Below are 21,971 nucleotides of genomic sequence, written 5' to 3' on the forward strand. Positions count from 1 at the left end.
CCGCTCCCGGATCATGCGACCCCCTCGAACGGGCATGACGGAGCCCACGCCCCTCACCGAGTTCGGGCTCCGTCGCGTGCTCGTCGTCCTGTGCGTCACCCAGATCACCAGCTGGGGCGTGCTCTACTACGCCTTCCCGGTGCTCGCGCCGAGCATCGCGGCCGACACCGGCTGGTCGATCAGCGCGGTCACCGCCGGGTTCTCCACGGGCCTGGTCGTGGCCGCGGTGGCCGGTATCCCGGCCGGGCGGTGGCTCGACCGGTGGGGCCCGCGCCCGGTCATGACGACCGGCTCCGTGCTCGGCGTCCCGGCCGTGGTCGGGATCGCGTCGGCGCCGACGCTGGGCTGGTACTTCGCGGCATGGATCCTGGCCGGGATCGCGATGGCCGGCGTGCTGTACCAGCCGGCCTTCGCCGCATTGACCCGGTGGTGGGGGCCGCGCCGGGTCACCGCGCTCACCGCGCTCACGCTGCTCGCCGGCCTGGCCAGCACGATCTTCGCGCCCATCACCGCCGCTCTCGTCGAGAACGGCGACTGGCGACGGACCTACCTGGCCCTGGCCGTCGTGCTCGCCGTCGTCACGATCCCGGCCCACTTCTTCGGGTTGCGCGGCCGGTGGCCCGCACCCGAGCCGGCCACCGAGGTGCACCGGAACCCGGAGGCGATTGCGCGCAGTCGCCCGTTCGTCCTGCTGGTGATCGCGGTCGCGCTCGCGACGTTCAGCGCGTTCGCCGTCGTGGTGAACCAGGTGCCACTGCTGATCGAACGCGGCCTCTCCGCCACGACGGCGGCGTGGGCCCTCGGCCTCGGCGGGCTGGGTCAGGTGCTCGGACGGCTCGGCTACGGCCGCCTCAGCCGCGCCACCAGCGTCCGGGCACGCGGGGTGCTCATCCTCGCGCTCGGCGCGATCACCACCGCGCTGCTCGCGGTGCTCCCCGGACCGGCCGTGCTGCTCATCGCCGTCGCCATGCTCGCCGGCGCCGCTCGGGGCGTGTTCACGCTGCTGCAGGCCACCGCGATCAGCGACCGGTGGGGGTCGACGCACTACGGCAGGCTCGGCGGCATCCTCACGGCACCGGCGATGCTCGCCACCGCACTCGCGCCCTGGGCAGGCGCTGCTCTCGCCGAGGCCCTCGGCGGCTATCCCGCGGTCTTCGTCGTCCTCGCCGTCATCGCGGCGGTCGCCGCCGCCCTGGCCGTGGGCACCATCCCGGCCACCCGCGGCAAGCCGGCCGACGCGCCGTGAGAACCGCGTAGTCATCCGAGGCCACCGTGAACCTCCTGATCTTCCTCGGGATCCCGCTGGTCGCCGGCTACCTCTCGCGCCGCCTGGGCGAGCGGGACAAGGGCTGTGAGTGGTACGAGAGCCGGTACCTGCCGGTGGTGGGTCCCTTCGCCCTCTACGGCCTGCTGTTCACGATCGTGATCCTCTTCGCGCTGCAGGGCGACGCGATCATCGGCCGGCCGCTCGACGTCGTCCGCATCGCGCCGCCGCTGGTCGCCCACTTCGCGATCATGTGGGCCGGTTCCCACGCCCTCGACAAGGCCATCGGACTGGGCTACGAGCGCACCACCACGCCGGCGTTCACCGCCGCCGGCGACAACTTCGAGCTCGCCATCGCCGTCGCCATCGCCACCTTCGGCGTCACCAGCGGGCAGGCTCTCGCCGGGGTCGTCGGCCCGCTCATCGAGGTCCCCGTCCTCGTCGCCCTCGTCTACGTCTCCCTCGCCGCCCGCCGCCGCTGGACCGCCACCAACCAGGAGTCCCGATGACCGACAAGCCATCCGTCCTGTTCGTCTGCGTCCACAACGCCGGGCGCTCCCAGATGGCCGCGGCTCTGCTCGCCCACCACGCCCACGGCGCCGTCGAGGTCCGATCCGCCGGCTCCGAACCCACGCCTTCAGCGATGTTCGGGTGCGTCCCCCGCCACTGAGGGTCGATCGGTCGGGTGCATCCGGCCCCCCGGTCGGGCGACTCGACCCGCGAGTCGCCTTGCCGGCCGGTGACGATGCTGTGGTGGGGGACGGGCGGCGTGGCGGGAGACGGGCGGGCGAGTTGCTCCTCCTCGCCGCGGCGCTCGGCCTGGTGCTCGCGCTGCTGGCCGGCCGGGACATCCCGGAGTCTGCGGCCGAGGCCGCCGCGACCGAACCCGTCCCGGTGCAGGCGGCCGGTCCCGTCGACGTGCAGGTGGAGCGCGCGGCCGCGCGGCTCGCCGCCTGGATGCGGCCCCTCGCGCCGGGCGAGCGGCCGCCGCAGTTCGTGCTGTTCTCCTTCGACGGCGCCGGGTCGCACCGGCACTGGCAGCGGGTGCTCGCCCTCGCCGGGGCGTCGGAGGCCCGGATCACCGGCTTCCTGTCCGGCGTCTACCTCGTTCCGGACGGGGAGCGACGCCGCTACCGGCCGCCCGGGCGGTCTCCGGGGACGTCCGCGGTCGGGTTCGGCGGTTCCCAGGCCGAGGTGGACACGCTGATCGGGGACCTCATGGAGGCCCGCAGGCGCGGCCACGAGATCGGCACGCACTACAACGGTCACTTCTGCGAGGGCGACGAGCCCAGCGTCGGGCGGTGGACGACCGCGATGTGGGACGCGGAGCTCGACCAGTTCTTCGCGTTCGTCGAGGCCGCCCGCGGGCGGGGGCTCGACCTCGGCCCCGGTGCCGTGAAGGGCGGACGCACCCCGTGCCTGGAGGGACGGTGGTCGCAGGCCTACCCCGCGATGCGCGCGCTCGGGTTCACCTACGACACGAGCCGCCCGACCGACGGCATCGGCTGGCCCACCGACGAGAACGGGATCCGCGAGTTCTGGATGCCCTCGGTGCGGGTGCCCGACCTGGGCCGGCAGGTGCTGCTCATGGACTACAACCTGTGGATGGCCGTGAACGGCGGCCGGGACGAGCCGGAGCGGGCGGCGGAGTTCAGCGACACGGTGCTCGGTGCCTACCGCGCCGCCCACGCGGCGGCGGCGAGCGGCAACAGGGCCCCGCTCGTGATCGGCAGCCACTTCAACCGCTGGTCGGGCGGCGGGTTCTTCGACGCGGTGGAACGGTTCATGGCGGAGGTGTGCCTGCGGCCCGAGACGGTCTGCGCCACGCACTCGGACGTGAACGCCTGGATGGACCTGCAGGATCCCGAGGTGCTCGACGGGTGGCGGTCGATGCCCCCCGCCCACGTGTCCGAGCCGTGATCACCCCGATGTGACGGCATGCGGTCCGACGGCGCCGCGCATCGCGTCGACGAACGCGGCGATGGCCGGGTTTTCGCCTGCGCCGCGCCGGTGGGCGGCCATGGTGCGCCGGTGCATGGGCAGCGGGGTGAGGACGACGTCCGGGTCCGGGGCGGAGACGCCCAGCTCAGGGACGAGCGCGACCCCGCCGCCGATCGCGACCAGCGCCAGTACCGCGGGGAAGTCGTCGACGACGTGGCGCGCCTCCGGCGTGAACCCGGCTGCCTCGCAGGCCCGGACGATCATGGTCCCGCAGCGCGTGTCGGTCGGTGCGACGATCCACGGCGCGGCCCGCCAGCGGCGCAGCGGGTGCTCCTCGCCGGGCAGCGGGCCGAGCGTGCGCGGCGCCGCGAGGAACATCGCCTCCTCGAACAGGGCGACCGTCTCGATGCCGGGTTCGACGGGCACCGGCACGAAGTCGTAGTCGTGCACGAGTGCGACGTCGACCTCGCCCGCGCGCAGCGCCCCCGCGACGGCGGCCGGGTCGAGCTCGCGCAGCCGCGGCTCGAGCGCGGGGTGCGCCGTCGCGAGGGTGGCGAGCGCGGCAGGCACCACGGCGCGCGCCGCCGACGGGAACGCGCCGATCCGCAGTGGGCCCGCCGGGCCGACCCGGCCGGCCGCCAGATCGGCCTCGGCCCGTTCGAGGCGCTCGAGCACCGCCTCGGCGTGCGCCACCAGTCCGTGGGCGGCCGGGGTGAGCTCCACCCGTCGCCCGGTGCGGGCGAGCAGGGGAGTGCCCGCCTCCCGTTCCAGCGCGCTGAGCTGCTGGGACACCGCCGAGGGCGTGTAGGCGAGCGCCTCGGCGACGGCGGCGATCGTGCCGCGGTGGGCGAGCTCGCGGAGCAACCGCAGGCGCCGCACGTCGAGCATCAGCACAGCTTACGGACAGCAGCAGAAACATGAACTGGATCTGGTGCTCACGGCGGTGAACGCTCGGCCCATGGAGCTCTCGGGGGTCTACGTCCCGCTGGTCACGCCGTTCACGCCCGACGGGGAGGTGGACCTGGGTGCGCTGCACCGGCTGGCTCACGAGGTCGTGGCGGCGGGTGCGGCCGGGATCGTCGCGCTCGGCACGACCGGCGAGCCCGCCGCGCTCGAGGACGCCGAACGTCGGGCCGTGCTCGACGTGTGCGCCGCGGTGCGCCGCGACACCGGCACCACCCTGGTGGTCGGTGCCGGCGCGAGCGGCACGCGGCGCGGTGCCGCCGAACTGGCCGCGCTCGCCGCATGGCCCGAGATCGACGCAGCGCTCGTTGCGGTGCCTGCGTTCGTACGGCCCACCGAGGCGGGCGTGGTGGCACACATGGCGGAGCTGGCCGCGCGCAGCCCGGTGCCGGTGCTCGTCTACCACGTCCCGCACCGGACGGCCCGGCCCCTGTGCGGCGCCACCCTGCGTGAGCTGGCCGCCCTGCCCGGAGTCGTGGGCGTGAAGCACGCCGTACCGGCGCTGGACGCCGACGCCGTGACGCTGCTCGCCGACCCGCCGCCCGGGTTCGCCGTGCTCGCGGGCGACGACGTCATGGCCGCGCCCCTGCTGGCGCTCGGCGCGGCCGGCGGGATCCTCGCGTCGGCGCACGTGTGCACCGGGCGCTGGGCGGCGATGGTCGACGCGTGGCGGACAGGCGACGCGCCATGCGCCCGTGAATTGGGCGCCCCGCTCGCGCCGCTGGCGGGAGCCCTGTTCGCCGAGCCCAACCCGAGCGTGATCAAGGCCGTGCTGCACGCACGGGGCCGCATCGCCACGCCGGACGTGCGGCTGCCGCTGCTCCCGCCGGACGCGGCGGCGCTCGCGGTGGCGCTCGACCGGCTCGCGGACGCCGAACGCGTCCCCGCGGCCGCCTAGGATGATCGGCATGCAGATTGGCCTGGGAGCCCCGATCTCCGGGGCATGGGCCGGCCCGGAGAACCTCGCGCGGGTGGCCGAGGAGGCAGAGGGGCTCGGGTACGCGTCGCTGTGGACCCTGCAGCGGCTCCTCGTGGGCACCGATCAAGACCTGCACCCCGTCTACCACAGCGTGTTGGACCCGATCACGGCCCTTGCGTTCGCCGCAGCCCGGACCTCCCGGATCCGGCTGGGAATCGGAGTGATCAACCTGCCGTTCGTGCCGCCTGCCTACCTCGCGAAGCAGGCGGCCACCCTCGACGTGCTGTCGAACGGGCGGCTCGACCTCGGACTCGGTGTGGGTTGGTCACCCGCGGAGTTCACCGCGTCGGGCGCGTCGACCGCGCGGCGCGGCCCCCGAACCGTCGAGTACGTGCAGGTCCTGCACACGCTGTGGGCCGACGAGGTGAGCGGGTTCGACGGCGAGTTCTACACGGTGCCGCCCAGCCGGATGCTGCCCAAGCCCGTGCAGCGGCCCGGCCCGCCCGTGATCCTCGGCGGCGGCGTGCCCGCGGCGCTGCAGCGAGCCGGCCGGATCGCCGACGGCTGGATCAGCAGCAGTGGCGCCGACCTCACCCGGCTCGCGGGAGACATCGCGCTGGTCCGCGAGGGCGCGGAGGAGGCCGGGAAGGACGCGGGGGCGGTGCGGGTGATCGTCCGTGGCGTGGTGCGGGTCGGCGGGCCGGCCGACCGGCTCCTGTCGGGCTCCTACGACAAGATCCGCGAGGACGCGGCGTGGCTCGGTGAGCAGGGGGTCACGGAGCTGTTCTACGACCTGAACTACGACCGCGCGATCGGGAGCCCTGACGCCGATCCCGCCGCGGGCGTCGACCGGGCCCTGAAGATCATCCACGCGCTGCGTCCCTAGGAGCGCCCTGAACAACTCCGACCTACTGCGCGTCGCCCGGGCGGCGCCCTCGCCGCGTTGGACGATCGCACCGATACAACAGCGGTATCGGCCCGATCGTCCGCCTGCGATGGCACCACCTGGACCCCGCTCGCTACGGCCGGAGTTGATCAGGACCCTCCTAGCCGAGCCCGCGGACGAAGTCGGCCACGGCGGCCTCGACCTCCGCCGGCCGCTCCAGGTGCGGCGCGTGCCCGCTCTCCAGCACGTGGAGCGTCACCGGGCCGGCGGCGCGGTCGCGCACGGCCTCCACGTGCACCACCGTGCCGTACGGGTCGGCGGTGCCCTGCATGCCCAGCACCGGGCACGTGATGCCCGCCAGCTCCGGGCGGATGTCCCAGTCCCGGAAGGCGTCGTCGAGCCAGCCGTCGTTCCAGTTCCAGAACGTGACGTCGGGGTCGCGGTGGTAGCGGGCCATCCGCGCGCGCAGGTCACCCTCGACGTAGTCGCGGCGCGCCTGCTCGATGCCGCGCAGCCCTGCCTCCTCGACGAACACGTGCGGCGCGATGACCACGACCCCCTCCACCTCGGCCGTACCCGCGTGCAGCAGGGCGATCGAGCCCCCGTCGCTGTGCCCGACGAGCACGACCCGGTCCAGGCCGAGCGCCGCGCGTACCTCCGGGACGACCTCGGCCGCCTCGTCGTGCATGTACCGCGGCGTCCGCTTGCCGGTCGGGAGGTCGGAGCCGCCGTGGCCGAGCCGGGAGAACGCGACCGCGCGGCGGCCGGTGGCGGCGGCGAGCCGGTGGTGGAACCGCCGCCACAGCCGGACCGATCCGAGGCCCTCGTGCAGGAGGAGCAGCGGGGCGAGTGCGGGATCGCCGGGCACGTCGTCGTACTCGACGCGCCCGCCGGGCACGTCGACGAGCGGAAGGTCCACGCCCGGAGCCTGCCTGCCGCTAGGCCGGCCCGTCCAGCCGGGTGGCGAGGCGTTTCGGCGCCACCTGGCGGTAGGCGTCGGTGACGATCTCCTCGATCTCGGTCCAGTCCACGTCCGGCACGTCGAGGTACACGCCGAGCCAGCCGCGGACGCCGACGTAGGGCGGGCGGAAGAACCGCGACGGGTCGGTGGCCACGAGTTCCTCCTGCACGCCCGGCGGGGCCGCGCACCAGAACGCGAGGCGGTCGTCGTGGTGGTGGTCGGCGAACATCACGAAGGTCTTGCGCACGAACCAGGTCGGCTCGCCGTGGCTCAGCTTCTCCGTGACCTCGGGCAACCCCGTGCAGATGGCGCGGAGCCGCTCCAGCGGCGTCACCCCGGGACCGCCCGCAGCACCGAGTAGCCCGACCCGCCCGCCGGGGTGACGTCGGTGAGCCGCAGCCCCGCCGCGGTGAGCAGGTCCGCGAACTCCGCCTCGGTGCGCTCCCGTCCGCCCGTGCAGACGAGCATGTTGAGATCGCTCATCAGGAGCATGCGCTGGTCGCCGAGCACCTGCGGATCCTCCCGGAGGATCGGCTCCACCAGCAACAGCACCCCATGAGCCGGCATCGCCTCCCGCACGCGGGAGAGGATCGCGACGCTGCGCTCGTCGTCCCAGTCGTGGATCACGCTCTTCACGACGTACGCGTCGGCGGCCGGGACCGCGGTGAAGAAGTCGCCGGTCACCACCGTGCAGCGCTCGGTCACCACCGGATCGCCCACCCCGGAGGGCGAGTCGAACAGGATCCCCTGCAGGTGGGGGTGCGCGTCGAGGAATGCGGCGAGCAGGGTGCCGTTGCCGCCGCCGATGTCGGCGAGGGTCGTGACGCCGGTCAGGTCGCATGCGGCGGCGATGCCGGGCGCGGCCATCCGCGTGCCCTCGGCCATCGCCTCGGTGAAGATCGCGTTCAGGTGCGGGTCGTCGGCCATGTACGCGAATGCCGGCCTGCCGGTGACCTTCTCGAACGCCACGTCCCCCGTCCGGACGCTCCACTCCAGCTCGCCCCACGCCCGCCAGACCGCGTCGCCGCAGAACAGCTGCGCCAGGTTGCCGATCGAGCCGGGGAGCCCGGTGCGCAGCAGCTGCCCGCCGGGGGTGAGCGCGTAGGTCCCCTCAGCGGTCCGGTCCACCAGGTCCAACCCGATGGCCGCGCGCAGCAGCCTGAGCAGTGCGCCCGGGTGCGCGCCGGTGCGGGTGGCGAGTGCGTCGAGGGCGAGCGCGCCGTCGCCCAGCGCGTCCGGCACGCCGAGCCGGGCGAGGGTCTGCACCACCTGGGCCGGGAAGAACCCGAAGACCAGCCCGGCCACCCGTTCCCGTTCCGCCGCTGCGGTCACGGCTTCACCTGCGGCCGGTAGCTCCCGACGGACCAGATGTTGCCCTCCGGGTCGCGCACGGCGTACTCGCGCGAGCCGTAGGGCTGGTCCACCAGCTCCTGCACGACCTCGGCCCCCGCCGCGACGGCGCGGTCGTGGTGGGCGTCGACCGCCTCGGCGGAGTCGAGGGCGAGGTAGACGACCGCGCGGCCGGTGTCGAACGGGTCCGCCGTGCCGCGCCGGGTGCCGACCATGACCACGCCGTCGCCGAAGCTCAGCTCGGCGTGCCCGACGGTGCCGTCGTCGGCGGTGGAGAGGTGCTGCTCGACCAACCCGAGCGTGCCCGTGAGGTACGCGATCGCCGCCCGGGCGTCGTCGTAGCGGAGGGTCACGTAGATGCTCATGCACCAGACCGTAGGAACCGTCGCGGCCGACGGCTTGGACGAATGGGAACCGGTGCTCAGCTCCACTCGGCCAGGTACTCGCTGGGCGTGCACGCGGCGAGCGCGTGGAACTCGCGCACGAGGTGGGCGTGGTCGGCGTACCCGCATGCGGCGGCGACGTCGGAGATCGAGGCCGCCGTGACCGGCCGCGCCGAGATCTGCTGGGTGCCGTAGGCGCTGGTCGGGGCCAGCAGCCGGGCGGCGCGCTGGAACCGCAGAACCCGCGCGGCCGTCTTCGGGCCGAGGCCCACCTGGCCGCGGAAGCGGTTGAGCAGGTGGCGGCGGCTCCAGCCGGTGTCGGTGGCGAGCTCCTGCACCCCGACCCGACCCGCGCTGCGCACCAGCTGCCGCCACGCCCACGCGACCTCCGGGTCCGGCCGGGCGGCGGACGCGTCGAGGCGGCGCAGCAGCGCGTCGTCGAGCAGGGCGAAGCGGCGCGGCCAGTCCGGCGCATCGGCCAGGCGGGCGGGCAGGTCGGCCAGCTCGGGCACGTCGAGCTCGGTGAGCTGGGGCGCCACGTTGGTGAGCTCCGGCATCGGCCTGCCGAGCAGCGCGAAGACACCGAGCGGGCCCAGGTCGACCTGCACTCCGAGCTGGTGGCCGACGTACTCGGTCAGGACCGGACCGTCGTGCATGCCGGCCAGGAACGAGGCCGGGGCAGAGGGTCCCGCCGGGCCGTGCAGCCGGATCCGCGGGCCGAGGCTGATGATCAGGGTGCACGAGGCCACGGGCGCCTGCCGGCGCCGCACCGGCGTGCTGCTGTGCTCCCGGTAGCCCAGGTAGCGCACGACGTACCGGGCGAGCGCGGGGTGCGGCCGCCCCAGGGAGTACTCCCCGTCCACCCCGCCAGGATGGCACGTAGGGGCGGGACGGCGCCTGCCCCTACGCTGTGCCCGATCGCCACAGCCACATGCTGTTCGGCGAGCGCCGCCGCTTCAGCAGGCTCGACGCCACGCACCCGCCGCTGCACGAGCGGATCGTCGCCCTCGACCCGACCTTCCGCGAGGCCGACCTCGAGCGGCTGCGGGAACGCGGGCGCGACGAGCTCCCGCGCGAGCCGGCCGAGGACGTCGCTCAGGGCGCCGCCCCTCCGTCGGCGCGGGTCAGGCGTGATGCGCCGCCCGGTGGGCGGCCAGCACGTCGCGGCCGAAGTCGGACTCCGGGTCGCGCCACACCGCGTGGGCGTGGTTGGCGTGCTGCTGGGTGTTGTCCCACTCGATGAGCAGCCGTGGGCCCTGCAGCCGGTAGTAGTGCGGCTCGCCGGCAGCTGTGGAGCCGGCCCACGCGAAGTGCACGGCGCCGAGCGCGTCCGGGTCGTCGTAGCGGGGGAGCGGTGACACCGCGGCCGGGACGCGGTCGAGGTAGGTGGCGAGCAGCGCGCGCAGCACCTCGCGCTGCGTGGCGTCGAGCTCGGCGCCCGGCACGCCCTTCGGCTCGGCCATGATCGCGACGGCCTCCTGGTCGGCGCCGTGCAGGCCGGTCACGGGCGACGCCGGCTCGGCCGGTGTGCGCGGGCCGGGGCGCCACAGCCCGGTGCGCTGCACCCCGTTGTCGATCCTGGGGCTGTTGCCCCCCACGATGTCGTCGGGAGCGCGGGAGAGCAGCACGGCCCGGGCGGCGAGCTCGGGGTTCAGGGAGCGCACCAGCTCGCGGGCCAGGTCCTCGGGCGCCCCGAGGAGGCGCAGGCTCGCGCCGCCCAGCAGCGGCGACCCGGCCGGGTTGGCGCCGAGGAAACACGGCGTGGTGGCCACGACGCGCCCGTCCACGACGAGGTTGTGCAGCGACACGTGGTGACCGCCGAACCGCCATCCCCACGGCCGGGAACCGCCCGGTTCGCCGAAGACCCGCAGGAAGTACCTGCCCGGGTCGCGGCCCCGCTCCCACCCGAAGTCCACGCTGAAGCCCTCGTAGCGGTCGAGGACGTTCTCCAGGCCGAGCACGGTGGCCACGGTGGTGTACCCGGCCTCCGACAGGCCCGTGGAGAGCAGGCGCATGACGAGCCGGTGCTGCGCCGGGCGCTGCTGGTGGAAGGTGAGCCCGCCGTGGTCGGTGGGGGTGTAGAACCAGCGCGTGCGCTCGGACTCCGCAGCGTCATCGGCCTCGCCGCCCACCCCCGGCGCCGGGCCGACCGCCACCTCGCGCTGGGCCGGGTCGAGGGAGTCGAGCCATGCCGTGGCCGCCTCGGCCATCCGATCCGCCACTTCGCGACCGGCGTCGGTCACCGCCTGTGCCATGGGATGACCTTAACCGCCCGGCCCGAACCGTCTAGGCCGTGTCTCGCGGATCTTGACCGCGCTCTTCGAGCCCGGATCGTCCTGGCTGCGTTGTCGGCCCGACCGGGTATTCCGATAGAACGGCTCGGGCCTCCGCCTTGCCAGGAACGATCTGGATCTCGAAGCCCATCGCCCAAGATCCACGAAACACGGCCTAGACCGCCGGCATGGGCGGTCCGCCGAGCCCTCCCCGTGCCCGGCCCAGCCGGATCTCGCACCGCACGGCGGCCGGGTCCAGGCCGGTGAGGTCGACGATCAGCGACCGGGCCGCGTCCTCGGCGTCCGGCATCGCCTGGGCGGTGGTGGCTGCCTCGATCTCGGGCACGTAGAGCACGAGGTGCCGTTCCGAGAGCCAGGCCACCACCTCGAACGTCCGCTCGCCGGCGTGCGTGGCCACACCGACCACGGTAGTCGGCGAACGCGCTGCCGTCGTCATCCACAAGGAGTGACGGAGCAGTCCTCGTCGTCGCCGGGACGGTCCACCCCGGGGTCACCGAGTATCCCCGGTCGCTCGGGATCGTCGGGGCTGACGTCCGGCTCGTCCGGTGGCGGCGCCGGTGCCATACCCGGTGGTTCAGGGGGCGGGTCGGACGGCGGCGCGGGCGGGGGTGGCGGGTTCTCGTTCGGGCCCAGCGGCGACGGGGGCTCGCCGATGGGCCGCAACGGCGGGAAGTCCTCGACCGGGGAACCGGACAGGGCCTCGGACATGACCTTCTGCCACACGTCGCCGGGCAGGCTGCTGCCCTGGATCGGGCGGCCGCGAGCGGTGCGGATCGGCGAGTTCATGTCGGTGCCCATCCACACCGCGGTGGCGAGCGACGGCGTGAACCCGGCCATCCACGCGTCGTTGTTCTCGCCCTCGAACCGGGACTGGACGGTGCCGGTCTTCGCCGCCACGGGGCGCTGCCCCGGCAGGGCGAGACGGTCGTGCTCGGCGACCTCGAGCATCGCCTCGACCACGTTGCGCGCCACCCGCTCCGGGAAGCGGCGCTCGCCCTCGGTGGCGGCCTGGTAGAGCACCCGGTCGTCGGCGGTGACGACGGACGACACGAGGTGCGGCTGGCGCCATACCCCGCCGGCCGCGATCGTCGCGTACGCCGATGCCAGCTCGAGCGTCGACACCTCCTTGTTGCCGAGCGCGATGCCCTCGGTCGGGTCGTCGAGCGGCGCGGTGATGCCGGCGGCGCGGGCCGCGGCGGCGACGGCGTCGGGTCCGACCTCCTTGGCGAGGGTGTGGAAGACGACGTTGTTCGACACCGTCATGGCCTGCTTGAGGTCGCACTCGTCGCAGTCGGCGCCCTCCGCGTTGCGCAGGCCCGGAATCTCCCGCCCGTCGAAGACCTCGCCGAGGCCGACCGGCGGGTTGCGCAGCAGCCCCGCGAGCACGACGAACGGCTTGAACGTCGACCCGGCGAGCTTGCGCACCTGCGCGTAGTCCAGGCCCAGCCCGTTGTCGCCGCCGTAGTAGGCGAGCACGCCGCCGGTCCGCGGGTCGATCGCCACCACGGCGCTGCGCAGGTTCACCGGTTGCCCGTCCAGCGCGTCGTGGGCCGCCTCGACCACCTGCTGCTGCCGGCGCGGGTCCACCGTCGTCGTGATCCGCAGGCCCTCCTGGGCGACGTCCTGCTCGGTGAACCCGAGGTCCTCGAGCTCCGCGGTGACGGCGCTGACGATGTGGCCGCGGCTGTCGGTCGGCACGCCGCGGGCGAGGGCGCGGCGCGCGTCCGTCCGCGGGAAGTGCGCGGCGGCGCGGTCGGCCGGGGTGAGCCAGCCCTGCGAGACCATCCCGTCGAGCACGAAGCTCCACCGCTCGACGGCCCGGTCCGGGCTGACCGCGGGGTCCCACCGGGACGGCGACTGGATCAGGCCGGCGAGCAGCGCACCCTCGGTCGCCGTGAGGTCCTGGACGTTCTTGTCGAAGTAGGACTGGGCGGCGGACTGGATGCCGTAGGCGCCGCGGCCGAAGTAGATCGTGTTCAGGTAGTCGGCGAGGATCTCGTCCTTCGTCCGCTCCTGGGAGATCTTGACCGCGAGGATGACCTCCTTGTACTTCCGCCACAGCGTCTGCTCGTCGCCGACGAGCGCCTTCTTGACGAACTGCTGGGTGATCGTGGACCCGCCGCCCTCGCCGCCGCGCAGCTGGTTCCAGGCCGCCCGCATGATGCCGGTGAGGTCGAAGCCGGGGTTGGAGTAGAACGAGCGGTCCTCCGCGGCGAGCACCGCGTGCCGCACGTGCAGCGGCACCTGGTCGATCGGGACCTTGGTCCGGTTGCCCTCCTCGGGCACGAGGCGGGTGAGCGGGCTCCCGTCGGCGAACGAGACCACCGTGACCTGGTTGTTCACCGCCTCGTCCGGATTGGGGACCGAGAAGGCCAGGTAGCCGGCCGTGAAGGCGAGGACCGGCCCCAGCACGGCCGCGGCCGCGACGCCGAGCAGCGCGCGCCGCAGGAGCCGCACGCGCCGGGCGTGCCGCTGCTGCTGCGGGGACTGCCGGCGGGCGCGGGCGGGAGCCCCGACGGCAGGCAGCTCGTCGGTGGCCTCCGGTGCGCGGTGGCGGGCGGTGTCCTCGCCCGCCCGGGCCGGCGCCTGCCCCGCCGATCCGTTCCGCTGGGCCCGGTTCCGCTGTGGCTTCGGCGGCTGCCACCAGGCGACGCCCGACGGATGGGCATCCCGCCGCGACCGTTGGGTCGGCAGCCCCGCACCCCGCACCCCGGCTCCCGTGGAGCGGGTGGAGTGCCTCGGGTGGGCTCCGTGCACGCGTCCCCACCTCCCTGACCAGCACCCCCCGCCCCGGGTGCGGGGAGGACGTGGGGTCCAACGGGAGCTGCCGTGCGGGCGGTGTGGCGAAGGACGCGACATCACCCGATGGGCGTGCGCAGTGTGATCACGACCGGGTTCGAGGGCCCTATCCGTGCACGCTGCGTGAGCGGCCGTCCGTCGGACGGCCGCGTGCACGTCGCCGTCGGGATGCTCGGTGCGGCCGAGCCGGAGGTGGTGGTGCGCTTGGGCAGCGCCTGGCACCACGTGGTGCGGGAGGTCCCCGACCCTGCGCCTCCCGCGGCGCTGCCGCCCGGGCCTCGGGTGCCGTGACGCTCGTGGGAGGGCGGGAGGACGAGGAGGTGGCCGGTCGGCGCAGTGGCGGTGCCGCCGAGCGGGTGGACCACCATTGCTCCACTGCGCAGCGGGATGCTGCGGGGATGCTCCCCGCTCCCCGCGACCCCCACGCGCCCGAGGCGGTGCCCCCCGACCCGCCTCCGGCTCCGCCACCCGAGCCACCGCTCGCCCCCCAGCTCACCGGGCTCCTGCGGTCCGCGGGAGCGCAGGCCGTCCACGCCGTCGTCGGTGAGCACGGTGACGTGCTCGTCGAGGTCGGTCTCGCCGACGGCGACGACGTCCCCGCGCTCGTGCAGCTCGCCCGCGCCGCCAACGCCCTCGGCCGGGGACGCGGCGAGTGGGTGGAGGACCTCGTCGTGACCCTCGGCCGCACCGTGCACGTGCTCCGCGAGTGCGACGGGGTGGTGCTGCACGCGCGCCTCGATCCGGCCCGGGGGGACCTCGGCGCCGTTCGGCGCGGGCTCGCCGCCGACGGCGTGCGGCGTGCCGCCGCCGCGGCAGGACGTGCCGCAGCGTCCGGTGCGAGGGGGTCCGGCACGAGCGGGCCCAGCACGAGAGATGCCGAGGCGGCAGGGCCCGACGTGGCAGCGCTGGGCCCAGCAGGGCCCGACACCGCACGGCCGGGGTCAGCAGGCTTCGCCGGCGCCGGTCGGGGCGTGCAGGCAGGACGTCCGGGCCCGGCCCGCGACGGCGGTGCACGATCGGCAGGCGAGAGGTCCGGTCCCCGCCCCGCCGCGGTGCCGCCCGCCGGGCCGCGCCGCGCCGCCCACCCGCGTCCCGCGGCCGACGCATGGCCGTACTCCCTCCCGCAGCGGTCGACCGCAGCGCCGTCGACGCCCGCGCCGTCCGCTGCAGCGCCGTCGACGCCCGCGCCGTCCGCTGCAGCGCCGTCGACGCCCGCGCCGTCCACTCCCGCGCCGTCGACCGCAGCGCCGTCCACCCCCGCGCCCTCGCCGACCCGCCGTCACGCCGGCCCCCGACCGGCCGACGCGTCGGGCGCACACCGCCTGTCCGGTCCGGCCGGGCCGCCGCTCGCCGCGGTGCCCACGGCCCCGGCGATGCAGCCGGTCGTACCCCAGCCCCGCCCGGTTCCCCCGCGCCCGCTCGCGAGCACGCCCCCGCGGGACCGCCCCCAGCCGGTGCAGCAGCAGGTACAGCAGCCGGTGTCCCAGCCCGCGCCGCAGCCGGTGTCCCAGCCCGTGCCCCAGCCCGCGCCGCAGCCGGTGTCTCAGCCGGTGTCTCAGCCGGTGTCTCGGCCCTCGCAGCAGATCCCCCGGCAGATCCCCCGGCAGATCCCGCAGCAGCAGAACCCGCAGCCTTCGCCGCAGCCGCGACCGGAGCGGCTGCCGGAACCGCCGCCGGTGCCGCTGCCGCGGCACGCGCTGCGGTCCGGTCCGGACGGCAGGGACCCCGCGCTCGTCACGGTCGACGGCGGCCACCCGGCCACCCCTGCGGGGGCGCTCGCCGTGCTCGCGCTCCCGCCGGTGGCGACGCTGCCCCGGCGCAGGCGCGCCTCTCCCGCGGCGCCGGCTCCCTCCCGGCACGCGATCATGGTGCCCTCGGTGCTCCGGCAGCCGTGGGCCTCCGACGTCGGCACGATGCGGCGGATGCTCGCCGGGCTCCACCGGATGAGCTAGCTCCGGCTGTTGCCGCAAACCGCTCGCGGGCGCTGGCGAGTGCCCCACTAGCATCGACGGACCTCGGGTGGTCCGCGCCCGAGCCCGAAACCCGTGGAGGTCCCCCGTGTCCGCGCCCGCATCCCGCCCCGCGTCCGCCCCTGTCCGGGTGCCGGCCGGGACGACGGCCGGGGCCGCCGTACGGGAGGCGGGGTTGCCCACCACCGGGCCCACCGCGATCGTCGTCGTGCGGGATGCCGGTGGGCAGCTGCGCGACCTCGCCTGGGCGCCGGAGTCCGACGTGGAGGTCGAGGCGGTCGCCGCCGACACCGACGAGGGCCGCAGCGTCATCCGGCACTCGGCCGCGCACGTGCTCGCGCAGGCCGTGCAGCAGCTGCACCCCGAGGCCAAGCTCGGTATCGGCCCGCCCATCACCGACGGCTTCTACTACGACTTCGACGTCGAGAAGCCGTTCACCCCGGACGACCTGGGCAAGCTCGAGTCGGCCATGAAGAAGATCATCAAGGCCGGCCAGCGGTTCTCCCGCCGCCGCTTCGACTCGCGCGACGACGCCCGCAAGGAGCTCGCCGACGAGCCGTACAAGCTCGAGCTGATCGACCTCAAGGGTGCTCCCGGTGAGGACGTGGTGGAGGTCGACGCCACGGGCGAGCTCACCATCTACGACAACGTGCACGCGCACACCGGGGAGACGGTCTGGTCGGACCTGTGCCGCGGCCCGCACGTGCCCACCACCCGCTTCATCCCGGCGTTCAAGCTGATGCGCACCGCGGCGGCGTACTGGCGGGGCGACGAGAAGAACCCGCAGCTGCAGCGCATCTACGGCACCGCGTGGGAGAGCCAGGAGGCCCTCGACGCGCACCTCGAGCGGATCGCGGAGGCCGAGCGCCGCGACCACCGCCGCCTCGGCGCCGAGCTCGACCTGTTCTCCTTCCCCGACGAGATCGGCTCGGGCCTCGCGGTGTTCCACCCGAAGGGCGGGGTGATCCGCAGGGAGCTGGAGGACTATTCGCGCAAGCGCCACGAGGAGGCGGGCTACGAGTTCGTCAACACCCCGCACATCACCAAGGCGCAGCTGTTCGAGACCTCGGGGCACCTGTCCTGGTACCGCGAGGGCATGTACCCGGCGATGCACCTCGACGAGGAGCTGAACGCCGACGGCACCGTGCGCAAGCCCGGCCAGGACTACTACCTGAAGCCGATGAACTGCCCGATGCACAACCTGATCTTCCGGTCCCGCGGACGGTCCTACCGCGAGCTGCCGCTGCGGATGTTCGAGTTCGGCAGCGTGTACCGGTACGAGAAGTCGGGTGTGGTGCACGGGCTGACCCGTGTCCGCGGCATGACCCAGGACGACGCCCACATCTACTGCACCCAGGAGCAGATGCAGGGCGAGATCCGGTCGCTGCTGAAGTTCGTGCTCGACCTGCTGGCCGACTACGGCCTCGACGACTTCTACCTCGAGCTCTCGACGAGGGACCCGGAGAAGTCGATCGGTTCCGACGAGGACTGGGAGCGCGCCACGGACGCCCTGCGCGAGGCCGCCGAGGCCAGCGGGCTGGACCTGGTGCTCGACCCGGGCGGCGCCGCCTTCTACGCCCCGAAGATCAGCGTGCAGGTCAAGGACGCGATCGGGCGCAGCTGGCAGATGTCCACCATCCAGGTGGACCTCATGGAGCCGGGCCTGTTCGGCCTGGAGTACACCGCGGCCGACGGCTCCCGCCAGCAGCCGGTCATGATCCACCGCGCCCTGTTCGGCTCCATCGAGCGCTTCTTCGGGGTGCTCACCGAGCACTACGCGGGCGCGTTCCCGGCGTGGCTCGCGCCGGTGCAGGTGGTCGCCATCCCGGTCACCGACGAGCAGGTGCCCTACGTCGAGGACGTCGCCGCGCAGCTGCGCAGCAACGGCGTGCGCGTCGAGGTGGACGCGAGCGACGACCGGATGCAGAAGAAGATCCGCACCCACACGCTGCAGAAGGTGCCGTTCCTGCTGCTCGTCGGCGGGCGGGACGCCGAGGCGGGGGCGGTGAGCTTCCGGTTCCGCGACGGCAGCCAGCTCAACGGGATCCCGGCGGCGGACGCCGTCGCCACCGTCGTCGACTGGATCCGCAGCCGCACGAACGTCTCGCCGAACGCGGACGTCTTCGCCGCCGCTCCCTGAGGCGAACCTAGGATCGGCGCATGAGCGAGTCGGGCGAGCCGGCGTACGAGGCGCGCGACGGTGTCGGCACCCCCGACGGGTTCCGCAGGCTCTGGACCCCGCACCGGCTGGCCTACATCAAGGAGGCCGGTGCGGAGGGCTGCCCGTTCTGCCGCATCCCGAAGCTGTCCGACGAGGACGGGCTCGTCGTGGCCCGCGGCGATACGGTGTACGCGGTGCTGAACCTGCACCCGTACAACCCGGGGCACCTCATGGTGCTGCCCTACCGGCACGTGGCGGAGCTGGAGGATCTCGAGCCGGCCGAGGCGAGCGAGCTCATGACGTTCACCCAGGCCGCGGTGCGGGCCATGAAGAGGGTGGCGGCGCCGCACGCGTTCAATGTCGGTCTCAACCTGGGCACGGTCGCGGGCGGTTCGCTCGCCGAGCACTTGCACCAGCACGTCGTGCCGCGCTGGGGCGGTGACGCGAACTTCATCGCCGTGATCGGGCAGACGAAGGTGATCCCGCAGCTGCTGTCGGAGACCCGGTCACTGCTGGCGGAAGCGTGGCCGGTGCCCGGCGCGGCTGCGGACCGGCCATCGGGCGGGCGGCAGTAGGCTTGATTGCGGCCGGCGCACTAGGTAGAGGCGGGCGCCGGCCCGGCGACCAAGCAGGAGTCCATGCTCAACGTCTTCGCCCGCGTGCAGGTCAACCGCGTGACCGAGCCCGTAGGCCGCTGGCTGGTCGCGCGGGGCGTCGCGCCCGACGTCGTCACGGTGATCGGCACGGTCGGCTCGGTGGCCGCGGCGCTGTGGTTCCTCCCGCGGGACGAGCTGTTCGTCGGCGCCGTCGTGGTCACGCTGTTCGTGCTGCTCGACCTCGTCGACGGGGCCATGGCCCGCGCTCGCGGCTACAGCACGCCGTTCGGGGCCGTCCTCGACTCCACCTGTGACCGGATCGCCGACGGCGCCCTGTTCGCCGGCCTCACCTGGTGGTGCCTCGGCGCGGGCGAGGAGCGGGTGCTCGGCATCGCGGCGCTGCTGTGCCTCGTGTCGGGGCAGCTCGTGTCCTACATCAAGGCGCGGGCCGAGGGCGCGGGACTGTCGGCCGACGGCGGCCTCGTCGAGCGCGCCGAGCGGCTGATCGTCGCGCTCGTCGGCACGGGGCTGCACGGGCTCGGCGTGCCGTACGCGCTGCACGTCGCGCTGTGGCTGCTCGCGGCGGCCTCGGTGTGGACGGTCGGGCAGCGGATCGCGGCGGTGCACCGCAGCGCCCGTGACGCCGCGGCCGGCACGAACGCATCCGACACGACCCCGCCCGACCCGGCTCCGAACCCGTGAACGAGCGGCTGGCCGACATCCGGTACGCGCTGGCGTGGCGGGCGGCGCGGACCCTTCCGGCCGGTGTCACGGCGCGCGCGTTCCGGCTCGCGGCCGATCTCGCCGCCCGTTCCGGAGGTGGGCCTGCCGCAGGGCTGCGGCGCAACCTCGCGCGCGTGGTACCGGACGCCACGCCTGCCGAGCTGGACGCCCTGGTGCGGGAAGGGCTGCGCAGCTACGCCCGGTACTGGTGCGAGATGTTCCGCCTGCGGCCAGGTGACGCCCCGGCCGTGCACGCCTTGATGGAGCGCGGGATGAGCGGCACGGCGCCGTTCTACTCGGCACTCGAGGAGGGTCGCGGGGTGGTGTTCGCGGTGCCGCACAGCGGCAACTGGGACGCCGCGGGCGTCTGGGTGGTGGAGACGCTGCGCCGCCTCGGCCACGAGCCCGTGTTCACCACGATGGCGCAGCGGCTGCGCCCGGAGTCGCTCTACCGCCGGTTCCTGGCCTACCGCCAGGCCCTCGGGTTCGAGGTGGTGGCCGCGGAGGCGGGACTCACCGCCCACCGGGCACTCACCCGGCGGCTGCGGGCGGGCGGGGTGGTGTGCCTCGTCGCCGACCGGGACCTCGCCGGTTCGGGCATCGAGGTCTCGTTCTTCGGTGAGCCCGCGCGGTTCCCGGCCGGTCCCGCGCGGTTGGCGGCCCTCACGGGCGCGGTGCTGATGCCCGCCTACCCGCACTTCAGCGGGGGCGGCTGGGTGGTGCCGATCGCGGAGCCGGTGCCGGTGGACCGCACTCCGGGGTCGGTGGCGAAGGCCACGCAGGCGATCGCCGACGCGTTCGCCTGCCTCATCGTGCAGGCGCCGCAGGACTGGCACGCACTGCAGCCGTTGTGGACGGCCGACCGGGGAACCCCGTGAATCCCCCGGCCCGGTTGCGGGTGGGGATCGTCTGCCCGTACTCGCTGGACGTCCCCGGCGGCGTGCAGGCCCACGTCGTCGGGCTCGCAGCGGCGCTGGAGCGCCTCGGGCACACGGTGAGCGTGCTCGCGCCTGCCGCGGTGGGCACGCCGGTGCCCGGGTTCGTCACGACGGCCGGCCGATCGCTGGGAGTGCCCTACAACGGCTCGGTGGCACGGGTGGCGTTCGGCCCGCTGACGTACGCGCGGGCCCGGCGTTGGCTCGCCGAGCACACCTTCGACGTGCTGCACCTGCACGAGCCGACGACGGTCAGCATCTCGGTGCTGGCGTTGCTCGCTGCCGAGGGGCCGATCGTGGCGACGTTCCACACCGCCACCGAGCGCTCGCGCGCGCTCGCCGCGTTCGGCGGCGTGCTGCGCCCGCTCATGGAGAAGGTGACGGCGCGGATCGCGGTCTCTCCGCACGCCCGCCGCGTGCAGGTGGAGCACCTCGGCGGCGACGCGGTCGAGATCCCCAACGGCGTGGACGTCGAGGCGTTCGCGCACGGCCCGCTGCTGCCGGGCTACCCGCGGCCCGGGACGGTGGGCTTCGTCGGCCGCTTCGACGAGCCGCGCAAGGGCATGCCGGTGCTGCTGGAGGCCGTCCGCAGGCTCGCCCCGGACCGGCCGGACCTGCGGGTGCTGGTGGTCGGGCGCGGCGACCCGGCGGCCCTGCTCCGCCAGGCCGGGCCGGTGGCCGACCGGCTGGACGTCCTGGGCCCCGTCGACGACGCCGCGAAGGCGGCGGCGTTGCGCTCGGTCGAGGTGTTCTGCGCGCCGAACACGGGCGGGGAGAGCTTCGGCATCGTGCTCACCGAGGCGCTCGCGGCCGGGGCGCCGGTGCTGGCGAGCGACCTCGACGCATTCCGAGCCGTCCTCGGGGAGCCCGAGCCCGCAGGCGTCCTGTTCCCCGCCGGGAACGCGGGTGCGCTGGCCGAGTGGCTGGCGGCCCTCCTCGACGATCCGGGGCGGCGCGCGGCGCTCGCCGCCGCCGGGCGGGCGCGGGCGGCCGACTTCGCGTGGCCCGCGGTGGCCGCGGCGGTGGTGCGCGTCTACCGGGCGGCGATCGCGGCCGACCCGCGGCTGGTGCCGCCGCAGGGGGCCCGATGAGGCGCGCGGCCCGGACCTGCCCACCGCACACAGCCGCTAGGGGCGGCACACATGGGGGACGGTGTGCGCCGCCGCCACTCGATGTGTGCGGTCGCCCACCGGCCCTGCCGGGCGCCGGTCGGGAGCGGGGTCGATGAGCCTCCTGATCTGGCTGCTCGTCGCCGTCGTCGTGCTCGTGCTGGTGGGGCTCGCCACGCTCGTCGCCGCCCGGGTGCGGCGGCTGGACCGGCTGCACGTGCGCACCGACGCCGCCCGCGTCGGTCTCGAGTCGGCGTGCGAGCGCCGGGCCACCGCTGCCCTGGCCGCGGCGCAGGTGCTCGCGGCGGTACCCGCCGAGCGGGACCGTGCGGAGGGCCTGCGGGCGGCCGTCGCCGCGACGCGTGCCGCGGGCGTGAGCGGCGGCGACCGGGAGGGCGCGGAGAACGTGCTGGGCCGCGAGCTCGCCGCCGTGCCCCGGGGGGCGCTGCCGGGTGCCGTGCTCGAGGAGCTGGTGGACGCCGAGCAGCTGCTCGTGCTCGCCCGCCGGGTGCACAACGACGCCGTCCGCGACACCCGCGATCTGCGTTCGCGGCGGCTCGTGCGCTGGCTGCACCTGGCCGGGACCGCGCCGATGCCGGCGTACTTCGAGATCGCCGACCCCGACCCCGGTGTGACCACGGCCGCCCCCGTGCGCGGGCGGGTGGCACCTCCCGCCTGACGTACGATCGGGTGGATCGCCTGCAGCAGAACCGAGAG

General features: G+C 74.7%; 21 protein-coding genes and 2 pseudogenes. 14 read left to right on the plus strand and 9 right to left on the minus strand.

Annotation, left to right across the window (positions count from 1 at the left end):
- Positions 1–34: 34 nt before the first annotated feature.
- The 4 genes and pseudogenes from FHX44_RS33700 (at position 35) to FHX44_RS33715 (ending at position 3,184) form a co-directional block, all read left to right on the plus strand.
- On the plus strand, positions 35–1,246 hold the full coding sequence (locus FHX44_RS33700; protein ID WP_147259474.1) for an MFS transporter: 1,212 nt from the start codon (positions 35–37) through the stop codon (positions 1,244–1,246).
- Positions 1,247–1,275: 29 nt separating this feature from the next.
- Positions 1,276–1,773, plus strand: a pseudogene (locus FHX44_RS33705) (arsenic resistance protein); the annotation flags it as partial.
- A pseudogene (locus tag FHX44_RS33710) lies at positions 1,770–1,895 on the plus strand (arsenate reductase/protein-tyrosine-phosphatase family protein); the annotation flags it as partial. The pseudogenes FHX44_RS33705 and FHX44_RS33710, both read left to right, overlap by 4 nt.
- Positions 1,896–2,017: 122 nt before the next feature.
- Positions 2,018–3,184: a polysaccharide deacetylase family protein gene (locus tag FHX44_RS33715; RefSeq protein WP_147259475.1), complete on the plus strand. Its 1,167-nt coding sequence runs from the start codon at positions 2,018–2,020 to the stop codon at positions 3,182–3,184.
- On the opposite strand, the gene FHX44_RS33720 is transcribed toward FHX44_RS33715, so the two are convergent.
- Positions 3,185–4,093: a LysR family transcriptional regulator gene (locus FHX44_RS33720; protein WP_147259476.1), complete on the minus strand. Its 909-nt coding sequence runs from the start codon at positions 4,091–4,093 to the stop codon at positions 3,185–3,187. It abuts the gene before it with no gap.
- A gap of 70 nt (positions 4,094–4,163) precedes the next feature.
- Between FHX44_RS33720 and FHX44_RS33725 the strand changes: the two genes are divergently transcribed.
- Together FHX44_RS33725 and FHX44_RS33730 are read left to right on the plus strand one after the other, a co-directional pair.
- Positions 4,164–5,066: a dihydrodipicolinate synthase family protein gene (locus FHX44_RS33725; protein ID WP_147259477.1), complete on the plus strand. Its 903-nt coding sequence runs from the start codon at positions 4,164–4,166 to the stop codon at positions 5,064–5,066.
- Positions 5,067–5,076: 10 nt separating this feature from the next.
- Positions 5,077–5,973 carry an LLM class flavin-dependent oxidoreductase gene (locus FHX44_RS33730; RefSeq protein ID WP_147259478.1) on the plus strand — a complete coding sequence of 299 codons (897 nt, stop codon included), beginning with the start codon at positions 5,077–5,079 and terminating at the stop codon, positions 5,971–5,973.
- A 160-nt stretch (positions 5,974–6,133) separates the two neighbouring features.
- Here the strand turns inward: FHX44_RS33730 and FHX44_RS33735 are convergent, their stop codons facing one another.
- The 8 genes from FHX44_RS33735 to FHX44_RS33770 all read right to left on the minus strand — a co-directional run bounded on the left by FHX44_RS33735 (position 6,134) and on the right by FHX44_RS33770 (position 13,718).
- Complete coding sequence (locus FHX44_RS33735) at positions 6,134–6,892, minus strand: alpha/beta fold hydrolase (RefSeq protein ID WP_147259479.1); 759 nt, start codon at positions 6,890–6,892, stop codon at positions 6,134–6,136.
- A 19-nt stretch (positions 6,893–6,911) separates the two neighbouring features.
- Positions 6,912–7,268, minus strand: a complete 357-nt coding sequence (locus tag FHX44_RS33740) for an MmcQ/YjbR family DNA-binding protein (protein WP_147259480.1) — start codon at positions 7,266–7,268, stop codon at positions 6,912–6,914.
- Complete coding sequence (locus FHX44_RS33745) at positions 7,265–8,266, minus strand: methyltransferase (protein WP_147259481.1); 1,002 nt, start codon at positions 8,264–8,266, stop codon at positions 7,265–7,267. Before FHX44_RS33745 ends, FHX44_RS33740 begins: the two co-directional genes overlap by 4 nt.
- Positions 8,263–8,649, minus strand: coding sequence for a VOC family protein (locus FHX44_RS33750; RefSeq protein ID WP_147259482.1), 387 nt, complete (start codon positions 8,647–8,649; stop codon positions 8,263–8,265). The genes FHX44_RS33745 and FHX44_RS33750 overlap by 4 nt, the downstream gene beginning before the upstream one ends.
- Positions 8,650–8,705: 56 nt before the next feature.
- Positions 8,706–9,530 (minus strand): helix-turn-helix domain-containing protein, encoded by an 825-nt coding sequence (locus FHX44_RS33755; RefSeq protein WP_147259483.1) that lies wholly within the window; start codon positions 9,528–9,530, stop codon positions 8,706–8,708.
- A gap of 261 nt (positions 9,531–9,791) precedes the next feature.
- Positions 9,792–10,922 carry a DUF3500 domain-containing protein gene (locus tag FHX44_RS33760; RefSeq protein ID WP_212612771.1) on the minus strand — a complete coding sequence of 377 codons (1,131 nt, stop codon included), beginning with the start codon at positions 10,920–10,922 and terminating at the stop codon, positions 9,792–9,794.
- Positions 10,923–11,115: 193 nt separating this feature from the next.
- Positions 11,116–11,358 (minus strand): hypothetical protein, encoded by a 243-nt coding sequence (locus FHX44_RS33765; protein ID WP_147259484.1) that lies wholly within the window; start codon positions 11,356–11,358, stop codon positions 11,116–11,118.
- A gap of 35 nt (positions 11,359–11,393) precedes the next feature.
- Complete coding sequence (locus FHX44_RS33770) at positions 11,394–13,718, minus strand: transglycosylase domain-containing protein (RefSeq protein ID WP_246170739.1); 2,325 nt, start codon at positions 13,716–13,718, stop codon at positions 11,394–11,396.
- Between the two features lie 165 nt (positions 13,719–13,883).
- Here FHX44_RS33770 and FHX44_RS42435 point away from each other — a divergent pair, with 165 nt between their 5' ends.
- The 8 genes from FHX44_RS42435 to FHX44_RS33805 all read left to right on the plus strand — a co-directional run bounded on the left by FHX44_RS42435 (position 13,884) and on the right by FHX44_RS33805 (position 21,933).
- Positions 13,884–14,051, plus strand: coding sequence for a hypothetical protein (locus FHX44_RS42435; RefSeq protein WP_170309146.1), 168 nt, complete (start codon positions 13,884–13,886; stop codon positions 14,049–14,051).
- A complete protein-coding gene (locus FHX44_RS33775) occupies positions 14,048–15,712 on the plus strand; it encodes a hypothetical protein (RefSeq protein WP_147259485.1) in 1,665 nt (554 codons plus the stop codon). The genes FHX44_RS42435 and FHX44_RS33775 overlap by 4 nt, the downstream gene beginning before the upstream one ends.
- 106 nt (positions 15,713–15,818) lie before the next feature.
- Positions 15,819–17,870: a threonine--tRNA ligase gene (gene thrS / locus FHX44_RS33780; RefSeq protein ID WP_147259486.1), complete on the plus strand. Its 2,052-nt coding sequence runs from the start codon at positions 15,819–15,821 to the stop codon at positions 17,868–17,870.
- Between the two features lie 20 nt (positions 17,871–17,890).
- The gene (locus tag FHX44_RS33785; protein ID WP_147259487.1) at positions 17,891–18,466 is read left to right on the plus strand and encodes an HIT family protein; all 576 of its coding nucleotides are present in this window, start codon (positions 17,891–17,893) and stop codon (positions 18,464–18,466) included.
- 63 nt (positions 18,467–18,529) lie between these two features.
- The gene (pgsA, locus tag FHX44_RS33790; protein ID WP_147259488.1) at positions 18,530–19,189 is read left to right on the plus strand and encodes a phosphatidylinositol phosphate synthase; all 660 of its coding nucleotides are present in this window, start codon (positions 18,530–18,532) and stop codon (positions 19,187–19,189) included.
- A complete protein-coding gene (locus tag FHX44_RS33795) occupies positions 19,186–20,088 on the plus strand; it encodes a phosphatidylinositol mannoside acyltransferase (protein WP_147259489.1) in 903 nt (300 codons plus the stop codon). Before pgsA ends, FHX44_RS33795 begins: the two co-directional genes overlap by 4 nt.
- Before the next feature lie 14 nt (positions 20,089–20,102).
- Positions 20,103–21,236, plus strand: a complete 1,134-nt coding sequence (locus FHX44_RS33800; RefSeq protein ID WP_147261671.1) for a glycosyltransferase family 4 protein — start codon at positions 20,103–20,105, stop codon at positions 21,234–21,236.
- Between the two features lie 133 nt (positions 21,237–21,369).
- Complete coding sequence (locus FHX44_RS33805) at positions 21,370–21,933, plus strand: NUDIX hydrolase (RefSeq protein ID WP_147259490.1); 564 nt, start codon at positions 21,370–21,372, stop codon at positions 21,931–21,933.
- Positions 21,934–21,971 lie beyond the last annotated feature (38 nt).

The sequence above is a fragment of the Pseudonocardia hierapolitana genome (assembly GCF_007994075.1).
GTDB classification, from domain to species: domain Bacteria; phylum Actinomycetota; class Actinomycetes; order Mycobacteriales; family Pseudonocardiaceae; genus Pseudonocardia; species Pseudonocardia hierapolitana.